Raw genomic sequence first — 347 nt, forward strand, 5'->3', positions numbered from 1 at the left:
AAGAATTACAAAGATTTTTAGAAATAAAAACATTTCGACAACAAGACTTCCTATTTCCTCTTCTTTTTCAAGAGTATATTTATGCACTTGCTCATGATCATGAATTAACTAAGTCGGTTATTTACGAACCCATGGAAAATTTTGGTAATGATAGGAAATTTAGTTCACTACTTGTGAAACGTTTAATTACTCGAACTTATCACCAAAATCATTTTACTTTTTTGGCTAATCATTCGAAACAAAATCCATTTCTTGGGCATAAAAATTCTTTTGGTTCTCAAATTATATCCGAGGGATTTGCTGTAATTTTGGAAATTCCACTTTTACTAAGATTAGTCTCTTTTTTA

1 protein-coding gene is annotated in these 347 nt (G+C 29.1%); it reads left to right on the plus strand.

Annotation, left to right across the window (positions count from 1 at the left end):
* Window positions 1-347, plus strand: a 347-nt coding sequence (locus QQK25_RS24155) for a hypothetical protein (RefSeq protein ID WP_284190098.1), incomplete at both ends; no start/stop codon positions are given.

The organism is Zoogloea oryzae (assembly GCF_030161255.1).
In the GTDB taxonomy this organism is placed as follows: Bacteria; Pseudomonadota; Gammaproteobacteria; order Burkholderiales; family Rhodocyclaceae; genus Zoogloea; species Zoogloea oryzae.